The sequence below is a fragment of the Streptomyces sp. NPDC002884 genome, from assembly GCF_040295245.1.
In the GTDB taxonomy this organism is placed as follows: Bacteria; Actinomycetota; Actinomycetes; order Streptomycetales; family Streptomycetaceae; genus Streptomyces.
Genome location: NZ_JBEOVB010000019.1, coordinates 1 through 19336, shown reverse-complemented (window position 1 = coordinate 19336; position 19336 = coordinate 1). Strand labels below are relative to the sequence as shown.

At 73.4% G+C, this 19336-nt stretch carries 13 protein-coding genes; 2 read left to right on the top strand and 11 right to left on the bottom strand.

Features of this window, described 5'->3' with window-relative positions:
- Positions 1-5: 5 nt before the first annotated feature.
- Positions 6-1046 carry a YihY/virulence factor BrkB family protein gene (locus tag ABT070_RS30175; RefSeq protein WP_351765117.1) on the bottom strand — a complete coding sequence of 347 codons (1041 nt, stop codon included), beginning with the start codon at positions 1044-1046 and terminating at the stop codon, positions 6-8.
- A gap of 236 nt (positions 1047-1282) precedes the next feature.
- Here ABT070_RS30175 and ABT070_RS30170 point away from each other — a divergent pair, with 236 nt between their 5' ends.
- Positions 1283-2395, top strand: coding sequence for a tetratricopeptide repeat protein (locus ABT070_RS30170; protein ID WP_351765115.1), 1113 nt, complete (start codon positions 1283-1285; stop codon positions 2393-2395).
- Positions 2396-2435: 40 nt separating this feature from the next.
- Here ABT070_RS30170 and ABT070_RS30165 read toward each other — a convergent pair whose 3' ends face one another.
- The 10 genes from ABT070_RS30165 to ABT070_RS30120 form a co-directional block, all read right to left on the bottom strand.
- A complete protein-coding gene (locus ABT070_RS30165; protein WP_351765113.1) occupies positions 2436-6077 on the bottom strand; it encodes a CHAT domain-containing protein in 3642 nt (1213 codons plus the stop codon).
- A gap of 73 nt (positions 6078-6150) precedes the next feature.
- Entirely contained in the window at positions 6151-7098 is a 948-nt protein-coding gene (locus ABT070_RS30160) for a hypothetical protein (RefSeq protein WP_351765111.1), read from the bottom strand.
- Between the two features lie 7 nt (positions 7099-7105).
- The gene (locus ABT070_RS30155; protein ID WP_351765109.1) at positions 7106-7483 is read right to left on the bottom strand and encodes a hypothetical protein; all 378 of its coding nucleotides are present in this window, start codon (positions 7481-7483) and stop codon (positions 7106-7108) included.
- 148 nt (positions 7484-7631) lie between these two features.
- On the bottom strand, positions 7632-8756 hold the full coding sequence (locus ABT070_RS30150; protein WP_351765107.1) for a glycoside hydrolase family 113 protein: 1125 nt from the start codon (positions 8754-8756) through the stop codon (positions 7632-7634).
- Positions 8757-8916: 160 nt separating this feature from the next.
- Complete coding sequence (locus ABT070_RS30145; protein ID WP_351765106.1) at positions 8917-11946, bottom strand: glycosyl hydrolase; 3030 nt, start codon at positions 11944-11946, stop codon at positions 8917-8919.
- A 562-nt stretch (positions 11947-12508) separates the two neighbouring features.
- Positions 12509-12955: a hypothetical protein gene (locus ABT070_RS30140; RefSeq protein WP_351765104.1), complete on the bottom strand. Its 447-nt coding sequence runs from the start codon at positions 12953-12955 to the stop codon at positions 12509-12511.
- On the bottom strand, positions 12946-13857 hold the full coding sequence (locus ABT070_RS30135; RefSeq protein WP_351765103.1) for an NAD(P)-dependent oxidoreductase: 912 nt from the start codon (positions 13855-13857) through the stop codon (positions 12946-12948). Before ABT070_RS30135 ends, ABT070_RS30140 begins: the two co-directional genes overlap by 10 nt.
- Before the next feature lie 190 nt (positions 13858-14047).
- Entirely contained in the window at positions 14048-15598 is a 1551-nt protein-coding gene (locus tag ABT070_RS30130) for an MFS transporter (protein ID WP_451101884.1), read from the bottom strand.
- 331 nt (positions 15599-15929) lie between these two features.
- Entirely contained in the window at positions 15930-16901 is a 972-nt protein-coding gene (locus ABT070_RS30125; protein WP_351765101.1) for a helix-turn-helix domain-containing protein, read from the bottom strand.
- A 49-nt stretch (positions 16902-16950) separates the two neighbouring features.
- Entirely contained in the window at positions 16951-17598 is a 648-nt protein-coding gene (locus ABT070_RS30120) for a hypothetical protein (RefSeq protein ID WP_351765099.1), read from the bottom strand.
- Positions 17599-17939: 341 nt separating this feature from the next.
- On the opposite strand from ABT070_RS30120, the gene ABT070_RS30115 reads away from it, so the two are divergent.
- Complete coding sequence (locus ABT070_RS30115; RefSeq protein WP_351765097.1) at positions 17940-19265, top strand: alpha/beta fold hydrolase; 1326 nt, start codon at positions 17940-17942, stop codon at positions 19263-19265.
- Positions 19266-19336 lie beyond the last annotated feature (71 nt).

The window sequence follows — 19336 nt, the reverse complement described above, 5'->3', positions numbered from 1 at the left end:
CGCGCTCACTCCGCGCCGCGCCGGTCGTCCTCGCTCCAGGCCCGGGTGTCCCGGGGCTGGACGTAGGGTTCCTCGTCCTGCGGCAGCCCGCCGGCCACGGCCCGTTGGCGGGCCAGTTCGGCGTCGAACTCCAGGCCCAGCAGGATCGCGATGTTGCTGATCCACAGCCACACCAGAAAGACGATCACTCCGGCGAGCGTCCCGTACGTCTTGTTGTACGAGCCGAAACCGGCCACGTAGAAGGCGAAGCCGGCGGAGGCGATCAGCCAGATCACCAGCGCCAGCACGCTCCCGGGCGTGATCCACCGCAAACCGCGCCCCCGGACGTTCGGCGTCGCCCAGTAGAGCAGCGCGATCATGATCGTGACCAGGACCACCAGCACCGGCCACTTCGCGATGGACCACACGGTCAGCGCCGTGTCCCCGATGCCCAGGGCGGCACCGGCCTGACGGGCCAGACCGCCGGTGAACACCACGACCAGCGCACTGGCGACCGCGAGCACCAGAAGGACCACCGTCACCCCCACGCGCAGCGGCAGCACCTTCCACACCGGCCGCCCCTCGGGCATGTCGTACACCGCGTTGGCGCTGCGGATGAAAGCGGCCGTGTAGCCGGAAGCCGACCACACCGCCAGCACGAGACCGACGATCGCCATGACCGAGCCGACGCCACCCCGGCCCTGCAACTGCTGCACCGCGTCGCTGATGATGTCGCGGGCCGAACCCGGCGCCACCTTGCGGAGGTTGTCCAGGACCTCGTCGGTCGCCGACTTCCCCGCCAGCCCCAGGAGCGACACGAGCACCAGCAGTGCCGGGAACAGCGACAGCACCCCGTAGTACGTCAGTGCCGCGGCCCGGTCCGTGAGTTCGTCGTCCTTGAACTCCCGCAGCACTCCCTTGAGCACGGCCGGCCAGGAGCGCTTCGGCAACTGTCCCGGCCCGTCCGGCGCCCGTCGCTCCACCTGGTCGGCCGGGCCCGCCGTGGGCTCCCGACCGGTCGTCGACGCCGTGGAGTCGTCAGGGCCGGATGTCGATGTGCGTGCCATGACGACGGAGTAGCCGCAACCGGCCGATCCATGCGTCGGCCGGGGTGGCGGCCGACCCCGGTCGAGTCCTGACGGAGCGTCCAGCCTGGCGGGGACTCGCCCTGGGCGGGTGCGGTGCTTTGCGCGACCATGGGGGGACGGGTCGGGAATCGCGCCAGGGGGAGGGGCGGTCGATGAGTGGTGGACGGCGAGGGCGGGGACGCCGGCGGAAGTCGGACCCACAACAGCCCGGTCCGGTGGAGCCCGAGAACGTCGGGAGCGGTGAGCTGGCCGAGGGCATCTCCTACCGCGTCACACGACGGGAGGGGGCCGACGGCATCCCCGAAGTGAACATCACCTACACGATGACGCCGGAGGCCAAGGCGCGCTGGACGCTGAGTGCCGCGTACCAGGAACGGGGCGAGACGCACCCCGCCACGCTCACCGCGGGATACGAACTGGCCGAGGTGTTGTGGGGGCAGGGCTCCGCGGACGAGGCGGTCGGGCTGTTCCGCCATGTCGTGACCGGACGCCGGACCGTGCTCGGCCACGGCCACCCCGACACCCTGGCGGCCACCTCGTCCCTGGCGGGGGCGTTGGAGCAGACCGGTCAGCTGTCCGAGGCGGAGCAGCTGACCCGGACGGTGTGGTCCGAACAGGTCCGGGCCGCCGGTGACGCCGACCCGGACGCCCTGACGAGCCTGGCCCGGCTCGCTCGCCTCGCTCTCCGGCAGAAGCGGCCGGCCGAGGCGGAGCGACTGGCCCGCGAGGCGCTGGCGGCCCGCGAACGCGTCCTGGGCCCGGGGCACCGGTCCACCCTGCGCAGCCGCAACGACCTGGCCGGCGCCCTGCGCGCCCAGGGCCGCGTCGAGGATGCCGAGCAGCTGTACGGCCAGGTGGCGGAGGACGCCGGGCGGCTGTTCGGGTCCGCCGACGAGCTGAGCATGGACGCGCGGGCCAATCAGGCCGCCGTTCTCGCCGACCAGGGCCGGTGGGCCGAGGCGGAGCGGCACTTCCGGACGGTGGTGGACTTCCGTGCGCGGAGCAAGGGCGCGGGCCACGTGGACACGCTGTCGGCACAGCAGAACCTGGCCTCGGTCCTGCACGGGGCGGGCAGGGTGTCCGACGCCGAGGCGCTGATGCGGACGGTCGTGGCCGGATACTCCAAGGTCTTCGGCACCGAACATCCCCGCACGGTCGCCGGCATGAGCAACCTGGCCGCGATGGTGCACCGCCGGGGCGGCCGCGCGGAGGCGGAGGCGCTGTGCCGCCGGGTGGTCGCCGTCTACGAGCGCCGGTTCGGGCCCGGCGACCCCCGCACCGCCCAGGCGCGGGCGAACCTGCGCCTGGTCATGGAGGCCGACGGCTGACCGATGCCCGCGCCGGTCGCGGTGCCGGTCGCGGTGCCGGTCAGACGCCCACGTGGATGTGCGCGGCCCACAACGCCGGGAACCAGGCGTACCGGTGGTGCAGGTCGGTCACCGTGGCGTGCAGGGCGAGCGCCACCCGGTCGTCCTCCGTGCGGGAATCCGCCCCGGCCGGTCCGGTGGACGTCTGCGCCCGTTCGGCGAGGGCCGCGTAGAAGGACGTGGCCATCTCCGGTGCCAGTTCGTCCCCGACCGGCCACAGGGTGCCCACCACGTGCCGAAATCCCGCCAGTTGGAAGGCGCCGGTGATGTGGACGGCCTCGTCCACCAGATCCTGCCGGGTGGCCGACGTGGCACACGCGGACAGGTAGGCCAGGTGGGCGCCGTCGAGGCGGAGCCCGGCGACGTCGGTGACGGTGAGCGGACGTGTCGTGTGGTCGTGGGTCAGGATGCGGCATGCCGAGGGGTCCTGGGTGTCGGCCACGGCATGGCAGGCGAAGTGCACGGACCGCGCGTGCCGCAGCGCCTCCAGCACGCCGTCCCGGGTCGCCCCCTCGTCGGCCAGCAGGACGGGTGCGCGGCCGTTCGTCAGGTGCCGGGCCACGACGTGCGCCTCGGCGTCCGCGTTCGGCAGGTCCCCCGCCCCCGGAGTCCGCGACATGCTGACGATCAGCTGTCCCGGTCCGCCCGCGGTGGTGCCCGTGCGCCGGGTGCGCGCGTGGTGGAGCGCGGCCACGGTGGACGTGTACGAGGAGGCCACCCGTGCCAGCACGCACCGCTCGTCGTCGGCGCCGGCCCGGGGGCCGTGGTAGCCGGCCGCGTGCAGGGGCAGGAAGGCCAGCGGTCCCTGGGGGCACCACCACACGCGCGCGGGAGTACCGCCGGGGCCGGACGGCAGGAGACGGGCGAGCCGTGTCAGGACCGGTCCGGTGATCGTGTCCCAGAGCCACTCCAGGGTCTCGGCGACCGTCTCCTGCCGGGCCAGCCGCCCGTCGAGACCGGCCATGGCACCGGATCGGCCCGAGCCGTCCGAGCCGTCCGAGCCGTCGGCCGGGGCGTCGACCGCGGAGAGGAATCCGGCCACCCTGCTCCGGACCTCCTCGGCGGTGATCCCCAGGGGGACGACGTCGAGTGATCCGTCGGCCACGATCAGGGCGTCGCAGCGGATGCTGATGTTGATCACCACGACGGGTCCCGCCCCGGCGCGCCGGACGATCTCCGCCGCGGGCGGCGGACGCAGGAAGTCGGCCATCCCGGGCAGGGACCGGATCTCGTCGACCAGTTCGTCCCACTCGGCCTCGTGGGTCCGCATCCGCTCGGCGGCCTCCCGCTCCCCCGCCACGGAGTACGTGTCCGTGCCGAGCGGCTCCGGATCCTCGACGTCGCGCAGCCGTACGAACCGTTCGGCCAGCGCCGGCGCGCGTTCCCGCAGCCGGGCCACGTCGGTCTCCCGGGACCGCAGGAGACGGCCGAGCAGCACGCCCCGCCCGTGCTCCAGTACCTCCAGGGCCTGTTCGGGCCGCCCGGCCTCCAGGGCGTACGCGGCCGCCTCGGCGGCCAGTCCGTGCTCACGGGCCAGCAGATACTGCTGGTCCGTGCGGTTCAGATCGCGGGCGGCCAGCCGCGGCAGGAGCCGCACCGCCTCCGTCAGCCAGTGGCGAGCGGCCTCCCAGTCGTGCCGGGTGCCGCACACCTGCCCGAGCGTGGCGCGGGCGCGCAGCCGGTCGTGGACGGGCGCGGACCGCACCTCGACCGAGCCCCGTGCCACCTCGAAGGCCTCCGCCAGGAGCCGTTCGTCGTCCGTCGCCAGGAACAGTTCGTGCAGCGCCTCGGCGAGCGCGGTGCGCGCGGAGATCTGGGCGGGGTGCTCGGCCGGGTAGCCGTCGACGAGGGTGCGCAGCAGTTCGACGCATTCCGTCAGATCGGCCTCGCCGCCCAGGACCTCGGCGCGGGACCGCAGCGCCTCGGCCAGCTGCAGCAGGGTGATCCGGCCCGCTCCGGACCGGCCCGGCCGCAGCGCGAGCACCTGGCGGAACAGGCCCACCGCCTCGTCGAGATCGGCGGTGCCGACGCCGACGGCGTCGTGGCGCAGTCGCAACAGAAGTGCGAGGTTGCCCAGCAGGAAGGGCCGTTGCACGTCCCCGGCCGGACATCCGGCGAGCGCCGCACGCTGGGTCTCGACCGCCTCGTGCAGATGCGGCCGGTGGCCGGTGTGCTCGTAGCGGGCGAGGTGGACGCTGCCGAGGGTGGACAGCACGGCGGGGCGGTCCGGCGCGTGCGGCGGCAGGGCGGCCAGGGCCCGGTGCAGATGGCCGGCGCACCCGTCGAGGTCACCGAGGTCGTTGCGGGTGTGGAAGCGCTGGAGCAGGGTCTGACCGAGGGCCACGTGCAGCGTCGCGAAGTTGGGGCTGTGCCGCGGGACGTCGTGGACCGCGCCCTGCTGGAGTTCGATGGCTCGGTCCAGGTCGGCGGCGGCGCCGGTGCGGGTGTGGCGGGCGGCCAGCTGGGTGGCGAGTTCCGCCGCGGCGGCCCTGGCGTTCTCCGCGGAACCCTCCTGCGGGCGCAACGCGTCGAGGGCGGCGCCGAGCACGGCGATGGCCGATTCGAGGTCGGCCGGATCGTCCGTGAGGCCGTACCGCCTCGCATGGGCCTTGCCCAGCTCCAACAGCACCACGCCGTGGTGGGGATGTCCGTGCGACGACGCGTGCGACGACGTCCGGGCGGTCTCCCCCAGGATCCGCACGGCCCAGTCGGCCCACCGCACCTCGCCGGAGTGCCCGGCACGCTGCAACGCGAGAGCGGCTGCCCTCAGGGTCATCACGAGGTGGTCGAAGTCGTCGAGCGAGAGGTCGGCCTCGACGACGTGCCGCAGGAGGGCGACGGCCTCGTCCAGTTCGTCCAGCCGGCCGTCGAGCCGGAACCGCTCCGTCAGGACCTGGGCGAGATTGGCGGCCAGCTGCCACGGTTCCGGGCCGCCGTTCCCGAGCATCTCGTCGCGGGCCCTGCGCAGGCCGTCCACCGCCTCGTCCAGCGCGGCCCGCTCCCGGGTCAGCTCGTACCAACTGCTCAGGAACGAGGCGAGATTGATCTGCCTGGGCAGTCGCTCCGGGCTCTCCCGCGGTGTGTGGGCCAGCGCCTGCCGTTGCGTGGCTACGGCTGCGCGCAGGTGCTCCCGACCCCCGTCGAGGTCGTACAGCTCCCCCAGCGTCTCGGCGAGGCCGCCGAGCTGGGCGGCCCGCTCGCCGGGCATCGCGGGCGGCAGCGCCACACAACGGCGCAGCTGTTCGGCGGCCTCCTCCAGCGGCTGGAGTTCGCCGGTGCGCTGGTGGAGCCGGCGCAGGGCGCGGCCCAGACCGTAGAGGTAGATCTCGCGGTAGCGATGGCCGTCGGGGGCCGCGTCGAGGGCGCGCCGGTAGCCGTGGATCGCGCGCTCCAGGGTCGGCAGATCCTGGGTGTGTTCGTAGAGCTGCGCCTCGGCGTAGGCGAGGTTCCGCAGGTGCACGTCCCGGCCGGGGCTGTCGCGGGAGGTGGCGTCGACGACCCGCCGGTCGAGGTCGCGCGCCCGGCGCAGGGCGGCGACGTCCCCCGTGCGGTGGTAGAGCTCCAACTCCCGTAAGCCCTGGCGGTGCAGCTCGTCGATGGACGGCCCTGGCGGCCGCCCGAAGCGGGGAACGTCGTTGCCCATTCCCCCACCATAGGGTCGCGGGGCGGCCCGGGGCAGGGTGCCGCGGGCGTCGCCCCCGCCGGTCCCGGTTCCCTCAAGTCCCGGGCGGGGGCGGGGAGTCGACGGGATGCAGGTACCGCGACGGGGGCGGCAGGCCCTGACGCCAGTGCAGGCACAGCGCCTCCGCCAGGGTCCGCTCCTCCTGGAGGGTTTCCGGCAGCGGAAGGTGCAGGGCCCGGAGCAGGTCGAAGCGGTGCAGTTCGAACGCCGAGCGGACGGCGTCGCCGTAGGTCAGCGCCGCCTGGACGGCCCCGTGGTAGGCGAGCAGGGCCACGGCGGCGGGAGCCAGGGCGAGCAGGACCCACCAGCCCGAGCGCAGCAGCAGCACCGCGCTGACGAGCGCGGTCACCGCGGTGGTGACGCACAGTCGTGCCGCCGCGTCGAGGGAGTCGCGGCCGTCGTCGACGACGGCACGCGCACGGTCCGCGAGCACCGGGTACAGCCGCGGCCAGGCGACCGCGGAGTCCCAGCCGTGGTCCCGGCCGGCCGTGTCCCGCAGTGCCGCCAGCACATTGCCCAGGGCCGTCGGCCGGACGAGGTGGTCCGGGAGCGGATACCGCCGCCGCAGGACGGCCGCGGCGGCGCCCGCCCGCTGCACGAGCGCGGGCGGCTGCTCGCCGGCCGGCCCGGCCAGCTCGGTTCGTGCCACCAGCCGTGCTCTGCGCCGGCGCTGGAGCGCCCGGAGCGGACCGGCCCCGAGCGCCTCGGGCCATCCGCCCTCCAGCAGCCGCACGACGGCCAGTTGGAACGGCTGGAACACCACGGCGGCCACGGTCGTCCCGACGACGAGCCACACCGCCTGCCCGGCACCGACCGCGCCGGCGGTGTGCCAGGCCCGCCGCGGGGAGACATCGGCTCCGGGCGCCCCCGCCCAGACCAGGAACAGGACGGAGACCGTCGCCGCGTAGGTCGGCAGATAGGCGACCACGAAGAACCTGGCCGAGCCGTCGAGCGGCTTGGGGACGACGGGCCCGAGGCTCACGCCGGGCTCACCTCAGCTCCATCGGTCCGTGGTCGCCGGCCCGGCACACCGGGCGGTACCGGTCGTCGTAGAAGGCGGTGTAGGCACAACTCCCGCACACCGCGCAGCGGAACGCGATCACACTGAACCGGGTCGACTCCCCCGGCGCGGCGGCGCGCACCTCGTCGCCCGGTCCGCGGTCCGGCTGCAACCCCAGGACGGTGCGCAGATAGGTGCTCGAGGTGGCCCCGATCCGCTCGTCGCCCACGACGAGCAGGAGCCGGTCCGGTCGTCCCTCCGCCTGCAGCAATTGTTCCAGGGCTTCGGCGGCGTCGTTCAGGGCGGTCCCGGCGGGCAGCGACAGCCACGGGGCGCCCGCGCCCTCGGCCCTGGGATCCACCAACATCGCGTAATTCATGCGCCGTTCAGCCCTCCGCACCCGCCGCGTCCGCCGGACCCGCCCGCCCGCGTATCGCCCAGACTCTACCCACGGGCCGCCGGTGGACGACGGCTTCCCGGACGCGCGGGGGCGCGCGGAACCCGTCGGGGGCGGCTCAACGCGGGGCGGCGCGGCGGCCGTAGTGGCGGGCCAGGGCGTGGAAGGCCTGCTTCGGTTCCCAGTGCCAGCCGGCTTCCGGGTGACCGGGGCGCCGGTGAACGGTTCTGGTGACGGCGTAGGACGCCATGTCGAGGTCGTGGCGGGGATCGTCGGCGCGGTGCGGGGCGTCCGGGGTGACGAACTCGAACGCCATCGCCGCGTACAGTCCCGCCGACTCGAACACGTCGAGGAGTGCGGTGACGTGGTCGGCCTGGGTGCGTTCGCTGCGGACCAGGTGGCCCTTGATCTCCTCGGGGTCCTTGTCGTGGTCGACCACGTCCCAGCCCATGCCGCCCGAGTCCGGGGCGCCCACGTAGGCGCAGGTGCCGAACTCGGTGATGGCCAACGGCTTTCCCCAGCGCGTGTGGCGGCGCAGTTCCCTCGCATGGTCGGCGGCTCGCGGGAACGAGGAGTAGTAGTCGATCCCGACGACGTCGAACAGGGACCAGTCGACCTGGTCGTCCTGTGCGGCGGCGTAGGACAGCCGGCCGTCGAAGACCGAGCGGCCGGTCCTGGCGGCCCGGGCCGTGAAGGCGTCCAGACGTCGCTGCATGACCACGGGGTCGTAGGTGCCGTCCATGAGGTTGCGTATGCGCTCCGGCACCGTCTCCCCCGGCACGATGCCGGGCACGAAGAGCCAGAACTCGCAGCCCACGCTGAAGTCGACGCTCGCGCCCTGTCCGCGCAGTCGCTGCGCGACCCGGCCGGTCTCCGCGAGATGCTCGAGGACGTCCCGGGCGGGGACGTCGCCCAGCGTGGGCTGAAGCCATACGTGCAGGCCGTGTTCGGCTGCCTCGGTCGCGGTCGCCGCGAGGCGTTCCACGCCGTCGCCGGTGACGTCCACCGTGTCGGCGTGCAGCTCGTGGCGGATGGCGCGCAGGTCCGCGCGCATCCGCTCGGCGGTCCACCCCGTGGCGGCGGTCTCGCCCTCCCCCACCGTGTAGACGACACCCCGACGCCGCAGCCCGCGCCCTCGTCCCGTGGCGTGCGCCTGTCCCGTCGGCCCGAGCACGGCCGCCGCGCCGACCGCCGCCGTCCCGGCCAGGAACCTGGCCCGGCTGATCCGATTCGTTTGCTCCATGCCCCTACGGTGCTGGAGGCGCGCGCGGAACACAGTCGGCCGATGGTCCGGACCGTCGCGACGAAGGTCGGTGCGAGGGCCGGGCCGGTGGTCGTTCCGGCGGCCGGGACGCGTCCGAAAGGCGCCGCCCGGAATGCGCCGCGGCCCGGCCCCCGATTCCTCAGCCGACCGTGGCCTGCCCGTACGGCACGAGTCGTACGGGGCCCACGAGGCCGAAGGCCTGTCGGGCGAGGGCACCGAAGACCGCGGGCTGGGCGACCCGGAGCCGGTTGACGAGGGGGATCGCCACCTCCACCTCGATGGTGTTGCGGCCGCGCCGGAGCAGCGGGCCCACGTCGACGACCGGGTGGAGACGGTCGACGACCGGGGCGCGGGTGCCGTTGACGGTGACCCGGGCGGTGTCGGAGACCTGGCCGAGTTCCAGGTGGGCGCCGTGCGCGGAGGTCCACCCGGTCGGCAGGTCGATCGTCGTCCGGTAGCGTCCGATGCCCGCGGAGTCGGCCAGTTCCGGGATCCCCGACCAGGGCAGCAGGGTGTCGAGGGTCAGCGTGCGCTGGACGTGGTCGGTACGGGTCGCGGCGGATCCGGGGTACCAGTCGTCGACCTCCAGCTGCCAACGGCTCGGGGTGAGGGGGGCGGGTACGGACGGGATGGTCGCCGTGACCGTACGGCCCGAGGACAGCCGTGCCGTGCGGGTTCCCGCCTCGGCCGAACGGAGCGTCAGCCTGCCGCCGTGGAACAGCGCTTCGGACGCGTCCGTGTCGACGACGTGCGGCCGTGCCCCGTTGCGGTCGCCGAAGAGTCCCGGACGGCCCAGGGCGACGATGGTCGACTGGCCGGGCTGGAGGGCGACCCGCACGGTGACGTCGCCGTCGTCCTCGGTGTACCGGGCGATCCGGGTGACCTCCCCCGTCCAGGGGTCCAGCAGGTAGGGGATCGTCGTCCCGCCCCGGGTGCGGCGGGTGTGGCGCAGCGTCACCTCGTGGTCGATCGCGGCCACCGCCGGTTTGACCGTCTCCGCGTGCTTGCCGTTGCAGAAGTAGTAGAAGTCGGTGTCCCGGGTGACGCGGTGTGCGTTCAGGAGCGTGGACGCGGTGGCGTGGCGTACGTCCGGGGTGACTCCGAGCCCGGCGAGGGCGTCGCCCACGGCGGCCTTGTCGGTGATCCGGGTGACGTGGGGCAGAGCGAGCAGCCGGGCCAGGAGTTCCCGCAGCCGGTCGCTCTCGCCGTCGTCGGGGACTCCGGGGGTGAGCGGCTGGTCGAAGGCGCCCAGCAGGACGATCGGCAGCCCGGCCTCGGCGAGGGTCAGCAGACGGCGGGCGTCGGCCGTGGCGAGGGTGGGGGTGGAGGAGTAGAAGAAGTCCCCCTCGACGAAGAGGGCCTTGTAGGCCGGTCCGTTCGGGGCGAGCCGGCCGCCCGAGACGGTGGCGTTCGGCAGGTCGAGCAGCGGACCGCTGAGGAACTGGTGGGTCCAGCCGAGCGGGATGCCGGTCGCGGTGAACCAGGACGCGCCGATGCCGGTGGCGGCGTAGCCGGTCTGCCGGAAGACGGCGACGTCGGCGCGGGCGGTGCCGGACTGCAGGACTCCGTGCACCCGGCCGAGGTAGGCGGCGATGTCCCCGACGTGCTGCCAGGAGGGCTGACGCGGCCCCCACGACTCGCCGTACCCGGAGGCGCCGTTGTAGGGGCTGAAGGCGGCGAAGCCGGGCCAGCTCGCGCCGGGCACGGTGGCGTAGGAGAACCCGTGGACGACGGTCTGGTTGACGCCGGCCGCGTAGGCGCCGCCCATGGTGCGCAGGAAGCGGTCCCAGGTGGTGCTGTACGCGGAGCCGTTGTAGGCGCCCGCCTCGCACGACAGCACCGTGTGGCCCGCCATGTCCCTGCCGCCCGCGAGACAGCGGTAGTCGTCGAGGTTCTTGAAGCCGAGGGACTCGCCCTCGGGGATGTCGAGGATCGCCGCGGACTCGATGGCGTCGGTCTGGAGTCCGTAGGGCTGGGCGCGCAGGGTCATGCCGAGGGAGTGCGCCCAGTCCCGCAGGGCGCGCAGGTGGTGCTGGTTGAAGAGTTCCGAGAAGGTCTCCCAGAAGTCGTGCCTGATCTGCCGGGTCAGCTGGGCCTCGAAGGCGAACACCTGGTTGCTGTCGCTGAGGACGAGGGCGGGCAGGTAGGGCAGCAGGGGCCGGCCGGTGTGCTTCGCGAAGGCGTCCGGCAGCGAGGGCGTCCAGGTCAGGCCGTCCGTCTCCAGTTCCACGGAGTCCTCGAAGAAGGCGCCGCCCGCCGCCTTCAGCAGGCTCCGCACGGTGGGGGTCAGCACCTGCTGCTCCCAGAAGCGGGTGACGGCCGCGGTGCCCGCGGGGTCGAGGTAGTCGACGACGTAGGCGGCGGGCGCGGAGTGCGGGCCGGACTCGGGCTGCTGGCCGCTGCCGCGCGTCCAGTAGGAGATCAGCACCCAGTCCCCGGTGTCGGGGGCCGTCCAGGTGATGGCGCCGTCCTTGTCGACGGTGGCGGTGAGGTCGCGGACGCTGGAGGGGTCGAGTCCGGTCTCCTTGCGTGTGGAGTACGCGGGTTCGACGCGGGCGGCCTGGACCGCGAGGAGCTGCTGCCGGGTCACCCCGGCGGCGGGGGCCTGCACGGGTGGCGGCACCGGCCCCTGGAAGGTGGCTCCGCCGCTCAACGAGGCCCGGCCGTGCACGAGTTCCTTGGCGGCCGCCTCGTCGTCCGGGGTGACGCCGGGGACCGCGACGGGCCAGCTCGGGCCGAGCGTGAGGTCGATGGTGAGGCCCCGTCTCGCGGCCCGGCGCAGCGCGGCCTCGACGCCGTCGCGCCACGGCCTGCTGCCCCACCCGTGGTGCGCGGTGTCCAGGACCGACTTGTCCTTGACGCTGTGGTGGACGGCGGCGATCTCCGCGCCGCCGAATCCCGCGTCCGCGATCTGGTCGACCTCGCGGGCGATCTCGTCGGTGTTCACCAGGCCGTCCGGCCACCACCAGCGGAACTTGGGCCGCACCGAACGGGCGGGGGCCGCGAACCAGTCGGCGGCCGGCCCGGGCGCCCCGGCGGCGGACGGCGCCGCGGCGGCCGTCCCGGATCCCAGGGCGGCGACGATCCCGGCGGCGATGCCCGTCGTCGCCCCGGCGGCGAGTACCGCTCGCCGTGACATGCCGTCGCCCTGCTCGACCGGTTCCCGCATGAGCGCTCCCAGATGATCGTTCTCGGTATTGAATCGTTTCAATTCGACTCGACGCGGGAACGCTAAGCCTCGGTCCTGAGCAAGGTCAAGATGTCGGACGGATCAAGTCACGGAAAGAACGCGGGGTGGACGCGGGGTACGGAAACAACTCAGCCGTTCCCGAACGGCCCTGGCCGTCGTACGCGCCCCGTGGACGCGCGTGCGGGACAGCGGGGCCCGGCCGCCCGAGAGACAGCATCGGCGCGGCGGACAGCGGGACGGCGAGCGCGTCCCGTGCGGGTTCCCGGAAGCAAAGAACTGGCCGGCGCCCCTGGCACGACCGCGTCGGGCTCGGCCCTGGCACGGCACGACCGAGCCGGACACGGCACGACCGAGCCGGGCGCGGCACGGCGCGGCACGGCACGACCGAGCCCTGGCACGGCACGACCGAGCCGGACACGGCCCCGGCACGCCCGAGCCGGGCAAGGTCCTGACACGACCGCGTCGGGCAAGGTCCTGACACGGCCCGGCCCCCGACGGGTTCCCCGCCGGGGGCCGATCTTCTGACCTCGACCGAGAAGGGTCAGATCCGACCGCCGGTGAGCCGGGTGAGAGGGCCCTGCGGCTGACGGCCCGAGCGACGGCCCACGGCGTACGAGGCCGCGGTCAGCGCGGAGAGGCCGGCGCCGACACCGGCGGCGATCAGCTTCCTGTGCGCGATGACCGTCCAGGCCGTCTTCGCGGTCGCGGCGACCTGACCCGAGGTCGCGACGATCGCCTGACGGCCCGCCTCGACACCGCGCGAGGCACTGTGCGCCGCGCTCTGCACGGCACCGGTCGTCGCCTCGGCCGAGCGCTGGACTCCGGACCTGGTGGCCGACGCGGCGTCGTCCGTCTTCGTCGCGGCGCTCTCCGCGGCCCTGGCCGCCGGAGCGGTCGCCTTGTCCGCGACGCGCCGGGCGTTGGACGCGGTCACCCACTCGGCTGCGGACTGTTCATTCGTCTTCCTGTTCGGTTCACTCATGGACATCGCGTTGCCGCTCGACGCGACGGCAAACCCCTCCGGCCGCCCGACGTGGACGACGGAGTCCCCTGGACGAGATCGGCGATCAACTGCTCACCGGTCACGGCCGGGTCGTCCTTGTGCGCGTCCCACCGGGCGAACGTCTCCGCGGCCGCCTCGGCGAAGCCGGACGACACGCCCGCCGCCTGGCAGGCACGGGCGATCTCGCGCATCTCCGGCGCCCAGCGCCATGCCCGCTGCCCCGCGGCGGCCAGGTGCGCCGTCCCGGCCAGCGGGGTGTCCGGCAGCATCTGTTCCGCCAGGTCGAGCAGGTCGTCCAGCACTCCGTGCCCGTCGGCCAGCGCGCAGGCCTGGGCGGCAAGCGCGTAGGAGATCTTGTTGTACGCGGCGAAGGCCAGTTTGAGCGCCGACGCCCGCCCGACCGGCCCTGCCAGGGTGACCGGGGTGAGCGCGGTGCCGTCGAACAGGGCCGAGACCCGTGCCACGGCGATGTCGTCGCCCGAGAGATAGAGCCGGGTCCGCCCCGCCTCGCGCGGGGGCGGTCCGGTGATCCCGCCGTCCACCACGGTCACGGCGTCGTCCTCGAACACGCCGGTGATCTCGGCCATGCGCTCCGGACTCACCGCGTTGGCGTCCACGTAGACGCCCCGGAAGCCGGCCGCCGCCACCTGTCCGGCGACGTCGAGCGCGGCAGCGGGAGGACAGACGCTCAGCACGACCTCACAGGTCTCCGCCAGTTCCCGGATGCTCGCGGCGGACCGCAGCCCGCACGCGGCGGCCCGGTCCCGGCTCGCCGCCGACCGCCCTTGCGGCAGCCACCGGACCACGGCTCCGGCAGCCACCGCCTGCGCCGCCACGCGAGCGCCCATGGCTCCCGGATGCAGAATCCCCACGTCTCGATGCCCCATGTGCGGACCCTAACCGGCAGGTCGCCCCTCGCAGCACGGAGCAGGGACAACGGACCACGAATCCCGGATCACGGCGCACAGCGCACGGGTCACGGGTCACGGGTCACGGCACCCTGGCCGGTCCAGCCGTCGTGGTGGCGTCGGCGCGCACGGTCCTTCGCCCGCGCCGTGGCTGACGACCGGTCGGGTCTCAGCCGCCGTCCGGGGCCGTGCCGCCCTTGAGGCGTTCCAGGTCCGAGGGGCGGACCTGGATCACCACGATGGCGATCAGGGCGGCCAGGACCGTGAAGATCGCCGCCATGACGAAGGCGGCCGAGACGCCGGCCGTGAGGACCTCGTCGGACCAGGGGGACGGCAGTTGCCCGGTGCGCCGGAAGCTCAGCCGCTCGGCCGGGGTCGCCTGGGACAGGAAGTCGGAGACCTGCTTCTCGGCCTCGTTGCGGCTGGCCGTGCCGTACATCGTGACCAGGATGGACAGGCCGAGCGAACCGCCTACCTGCTGGGTGGCGTTGAGGAGTCCGGAGGCCGCGCCGGTCTCCAGCGGGGACACGTTGGAGAGCGCCATCAGCGTGAGCGACACGAACTCCATGCCCATGCCCAGGCTGAAGACGAGCATCGGGCCGAGGACGCTGCCGGCGTACGTGGAGTGGATGTCGGTCAGGGTCAGCCAGGACAGGCCTGCGGCCGCGAGGATCGCGCCCACCACCATGAAGGGCTTGGGACCGTACGTGGGCAGGAACCGTGAGGCGAGGCCGGCGCCGACCGCGATGACCGCGCTGACCGGCAGGAAGGCGAACCCGGCCGCGAGCGGGCTGAAGCCGAGCACGTTCTGCACGAAGAGCGTGAGGAAGAAGAACATGCCGAAGATCGCGGCGGCGAGGCACAGCATGATGCCGTAGGTGCCCGCCCGGTTGCGGTCGGCGAACATGTGCAGTGGTGTGATCGGCTGCCGGGAGCGCCGCTCGACCAGGATGAACAACGCGAGGACGACGACGGCCGCCACGAAGGAGGCCACCGTGAGCGAGTCCCGCCACCCTTCCTGCGCGGCTCTGATGAACCCGTACACCAGAAGCACCATGCCCACGGTGGACGTCAGCGCGCCGAGGATGTCGAAGTGGCCGGGGTGGCGTTCGGATTCCTTGATGTAGCGCGGTGTGGCGACGGCGATGAGCAGTCCGATGGGAACGTTGACGAACAGCACCCAGCGCCAGTTCAGATACTCGACGAGGATGCCGCCCGCGAGCAGGCCGATCGCGCCGCCGCCCGCCGAGACCGCGGCGAAGACCCCGAACGCCCGGTTGCGCTCGGGCCCTTCCCGGAACGTCGTGCTGACCAGGGACAGGGCGGTCGGGGACGCGATGGCGCCGCCGACGCCCTGCAGGGCGCGCGCGGCGAGGAGTTGGGCCTCGTTCTGGGCGAGTCCGCCGAGCAGGGAGGCGAGGACGAAGAGCAGCACTCCGAAGATGAACACCCGCCGTCTGCCGAGGATGTCGCCGACCCGGCCCCCGAGCAGCAGCAGGCCGCCGAAGGTGAGGGTGTAGGCGTTGACCACCCACGCCAGGCTGGTGGTGGAGAAACCCAGGGAGCGCTGGATGTCCGGCAGCGCGATGTTCACGATGGTGATGTCCAGGACCACCATCAACTGGCACGAGGCGATGACCAACAGCGCCATCGCCTTGCCCCCGCCGTCCTGTCGGGCGGTGGTCCGGGGCGCTGAGGTCGGCTGCGGGAGGCTGCTCATGGCGTGTCGCCCGCTCGGCGGCGGGCCCTGGGAGAGGTCAGTGGACGGAGGCGTCCGCTGTCGGGTCCACCGTTAGACGCTACGCCCGTGGCCGGACCGTCACCACTCGATCATCCGTGGGCCGTCCGGGGTCCCTCCGTGGGCGCGGTGCGCGCGACCGGGCGTCTCCGCGCCGTGCCAGGACTCCCCCGTCGTCCTGGCACGGCCCCGGGTGTCGCGGCGGTGTGCCGCGGTGATCACCAGCATGCGGGAGGGGCGGGTGGTGTGTCGTTGGCCGACGGTCCACAACCGCTTGGCGGAGCGTCCACGGCGGTGCCGGGGGGAGGACGTCCTACGCCTCGGTCAGCGCCTGTTCGCGCAGTTCGCTGGGCGGGAGGCCGTAGGCGGTGCGGAACGCCCGGCTGAACTCGGCCGCCCGGGGGTAGCCCCAGCGGGCGGCGACGGCGCGGATGGGCAGGTCGCGCAGCCGGGGGTCGGCGAGGTCGCGGCGCGCGTTCTCCAGCCGCTGGTCGCGGATGTAGGAGGCCACGGTGAGTCCTTCGGCCTGGAAGAGGCGGTACAGATAGCTGCGGGAGACATGGTGCGCGGCGGCGATCCCGGCGGGGGTCAGGTCCGGATCGTTCAGACGCCGCTGGATGAACGACTTGGCGTGGAGGGTGAGATTGCGGTCGCGGGTCTCCGGCGGGAGCCGGAGGTCGGCGTCCACCGTGTGCGCGAAGAGGGCCGTGACCAGGTCCGCGACGACCGTGCCCAGCCGGGGTCCGTCCGAGGGCTGGTACGGGGAGGTGTCGGCGACCAGTTGGCGGAGGAACTGCGAGAGCAGTGCGCCGATCCCCTCGCGGCCGGACAGGAGGCTCCCCAGGACCTGGTCCGCTCGCTGCCCGGGCACGGCCACCAGGGCACGCGGCACCTCGACGCCGAGGACGGTGACCGGCTCGGAGCCGGTGAGCACCTCCCACGACCGCGAGGAGGAGTTGATGTGGAAGTCGTTCATCCGGTAGGCGGCCTGCTGTCTGCCCCAGTCGGCCGCTCCCTCGCCCTTCAACAGCAGGGACAGGTGGTACGACTCGGGGTCGGACTGACGGATGAGTTTCGGCGTGCGACGGAACACCAGGTGGTCGAAGGTGGCCGGCCACACGACGACGTCGCCCAGCGCGATCAGGCGTTGGGAGCCGCGGTAGTCCGCGTGGCGGTCGCTGCTGAGCTGCATGGGCGCGTGGGTCCGGCCCATGCGCTCCGTCCACGCCTCGAACCGGTCGCTCACCGGCAGGTCCGTGGTGCGGAAGACCGACTCGTGCAGCACGAACGTAGTCAACCACACCGGCGTCACGGGCCTTTTGGCAGCGGTCGCGTCAGCCCAGGTGGGCGGTGTCGACGGTGACGGAGTCGGGGCTGGAGGCGGTGACGGTGAGGTAGCCGGGATCGCCGTTGCGGTCGAGGAAGCACATCGCGTACCCGGTGGAGACGGACGTCTTCCGTACCGGGTTGTCGGCGACGGCCTTCCGGCAGCCCTCCGCCGTGGGCGCCTCGGACGAAGCCCACGAGGCCAGTCTGCCGCTGGTGGACATCAGAAAGCCGCCCTGGATGTAGAGGGCGTCCGTGCCGGCGTCGGCGACCACGGGCGGCGTGGGGGTGAAGTCGTAGCCCGTGGCCGCTTTCTGACTGTCCGTCTGCTCCATGACGAAGCCGCGCACCAGCGCGGTCGAGGGCGAGGGCGCCGAGTCGGGCAGGGCGGCCGTGACCGCCGCGCCTCCTCCCCCGACGACCGCCACCGCGGTGAGTCCGGCGATCAGCGGATGGGCGTACGCCAGGCTGAGCAGGGGTCCGATCACCGGGATGGAGAACTTCAGCTGGGTGTTCTTCTGCGTGATCCTGGCGCTGCCGCTCGCGGTAGCCGTCTGTGTCGAGGAGTGGTGGGTGCCGGGCTGGGGCGGCACGAAGGCGTCGTCGCGGGAGTCGTGGTCGCCGAGGTGCGCGCCGCGCGTGCGGTCGGTGTTCATGGCTCGGGACGCTAGCGACAGGCAACCCCGCGGTCTTGTTTTGTCCGAGATTGCCGTCAAGAGGCCACTTACGGGCGTTCGTTGCGATGCCCGTGACCGGCGAGCGCAAGGCTTCGGACTTGCTACCGCGCAGTCATATTACTGAACCGTAACCTACCGACCGCTACCCGAGGTAACCTCACCCTCGCTACGGTCCTGACAGTTCGTCTAAGAGCGGTACGGGGCAGCGGTGGACGACCGGAGCCCCGTACCGCTCGGTCGTCACGGTCCGCACCCCACCGGGCCGTCCGTCACCCGAGCCGCAGACGAAGGCTCGGCCTCCCCCTCACCGGAGGTCCGCCATGCCCGCCCCCACCCGCCTGCTGGCCGCAGCCGTCACCGCTGCCGCCTGCCTCGGCGTCACCGCCGTACCCGCCGACGCGACCTCGCAGTCGGACGCCGTCGTCTCGCGCGGCGTCACCATCCCCACGTTCTACAACCCGCCCGCAGCCCTTCCGGCGGCCGACGGCGCCCTGATCCGCTCCGAACCGCTCGCCCTGGCGTTGAGCCTGCCGGGCGTCGACGGACCGCTGCCGGGCACCGCGACCCGCCTCATGTACAAGTCCACGGACTCGGCCGGCCGCCCCACGGCGGTCACCGGCGCCTACATCGAACCGACCGCCCGCTGGACGGGCAGCGGACCACGGCCGCTGGTCGCCGTGGCCCCCGGCACGATGGGCCAGGGCGACCAGTGCGCCGCCTCCCTCGGCCTCGAACACCCGCTCCTCGTCAACGGCCAGACGCTGTCGGTCGGTTACGAGGACCTGGCGATCTACCGCCTTCTCGCCCGGGGCATCGCCGTCGTGGTCACGGACTACACCGGGCTGGGCGCCACCGACCGGCTGCACACCTACGTCAACCGGGTCGACGAGGCCCACGCCGTCCTGGACGCCGTGCGCGCCGCCCGTTCCCTCGACACCACATCGCTGACGGCCGGCTCCCGCGTGGCGCTGTTCGGCTACAGCCAGGGCGGCGGCGCCACGGCCGCCGCCGCCGAACTCCAGCCCTCGTACGCCCCCGACGTCACCCTCTCCGGGACCTACGCCGGGGCTCCGCCCGCCGACCTGGTCGCCGTCACCGAGGCCATCGACGGCAGCGACCTGGCCGGCGCCCTCGGCTGGTCGGTGAACGGCTTCCTGGAGTCCGATCCCGCGCTCGTGCCGATCGCCGAGGCGCACCTGAACGCGGCCGGCCGCGCCGCGCTCAAGGACCTGTCGACGATGTGCGTGGGCGACGCCCTCCTCTCCTACAACTCGGCGAGCAGCACCGCCTGGACCACGGACGGGCGCTCGCTCAGCGACGTCGTCCAGTCCGAGCCGGCTCTCAAGGCGTTCCTGGCCGACCAGCGCATCGGCACCCTGAAGCCTGCGTCTCCGGTCCGGGTGGCGACCGGCACCGCCGACGACCTGGTACCGCACGCGCAGGCGCGGGCTCTCGCCGTCGCCTGGTGCGCCAAGGGCGCCGACGTCACCTACAAGCCGGTGATCCTGCCCGGGCTCGGCCGGTCCCTGATCAACCACTTCACGCCGTTGCTCGTCGACCAGGGCGACGCGATCTCCTGGCTGGCCGACCGGCTCAACGGCAGGCCGGCCACGTCCAACTGCGCCACCCTTCCTCTGCAACCCTGACACGAGTCATCCGCGACCCTGACACGAGTCAGCAGGCGGCGGGGGGGGGGGGCGGGTGGGGACGGACGGGA

Excerpts from the sequence above, each read along its gene's own strand:
- ABT070_RS30140 (WP_351765104.1), bottom strand. The coding sequence starts at position 12,955 with ATGTCCATGAGTGAACCGAACAGGAAGACGAATGAACAGTCCGCAGCC.
- ABT070_RS30115 (WP_351765097.1), top strand. The coding sequence starts at position 17,940 with ATGCCCGCCCCCACCCGCCTGCTGGCCGCAGCCGTCACCGCTGCCGCC.
- ABT070_RS30175 (WP_351765117.1), bottom strand. The coding sequence starts at position 1,046 with ATGGCACGCACATCGACATCCGGCCCTGACGACTCCACGGCGTCGACG.
- ABT070_RS30130 (WP_451101884.1), bottom strand. The coding sequence starts at position 15,598 with ATGAGCAGCCTCCCGCAGCCGACCTCAGCGCCCCGGACCACCGCCCGA.
- ABT070_RS30155 (WP_351765109.1), bottom strand. The coding sequence starts at position 7,483 with ATGTTGGTGGATCCCAGGGCCGAGGGCGCGGGCGCCCCGTGGCTGTCG.
- ABT070_RS30120 (WP_351765099.1), bottom strand. The coding sequence starts at position 17,598 with ATGAACACCGACCGCACGCGCGGCGCGCACCTCGGCGACCACGACTCC.
- ABT070_RS30145 (WP_351765106.1), bottom strand. The coding sequence starts at position 11,946 with ATGCGGGAACCGGTCGAGCAGGGCGACGGCATGTCACGGCGAGCGGTA.
- ABT070_RS30165 (WP_351765113.1), bottom strand. The coding sequence starts at position 6,077 with ATGGGCAACGACGTTCCCCGCTTCGGGCGGCCGCCAGGGCCGTCCATC.
- ABT070_RS30135 (WP_351765103.1), bottom strand. The coding sequence starts at position 13,857 with ATGGGGCATCGAGACGTGGGGATTCTGCATCCGGGAGCCATGGGCGCT.
- ABT070_RS30150 (WP_351765107.1), bottom strand. The coding sequence starts at position 8,756 with ATGGAGCAAACGAATCGGATCAGCCGGGCCAGGTTCCTGGCCGGGACG.